Here is a 389-nt window from a genome sequence, read left to right on the forward strand (position 1 = left end):
CATCCCGTCGGCCGAGGCGACGTGCCCGCCGCCCGAGTCCCCGGTGATACCGATCCTGCCCTGCGCGCCGACCAGCAGCCCCGAGGCCGAGCGCAGTCCCGGCAGGTGGAAGTAGCCGTGGTCCGCAGCTGTCAGCCGGCTGCGGGTCAGCGCCCGTTCCCCGGGCTTGATGACAGGTTCCATGCCGATGTTCGTCGACTTGTGGACCAGCAGCGCGGTCAGTGTCAGGTCCAGGTCCTCGGGGCGGGCGGCCTGGCCGCTGACGTGGTCGATCGCGTCGTACATCCCGGTGCGGGCGTGGACCTCCAACAACAGCTCGGGGTAGTCCACCCGCGGCATCATCGCCTGCACCGCGTCATGGACGACCTTGTATCCGGCCGGCAGCGGGT

General features: G+C 70.4%; 1 protein-coding gene. It reads right to left on the bottom strand.

All coding sequences use genetic code 11. The features are described 5' to 3' along the window. Positions 1 to 389, bottom strand: a 389-nt coding sequence (locus tag G3I71_RS49650) for a Tn3 family transposase (protein WP_164325570.1), incomplete at both ends; no start/stop codon positions are given.

It is taken from the genome of Streptomyces sp. SID12501, assembly GCF_010550245.1.
Taxonomy (GTDB): Bacteria; Actinomycetota; Actinomycetes; order Streptomycetales; family Streptomycetaceae; genus Streptomyces.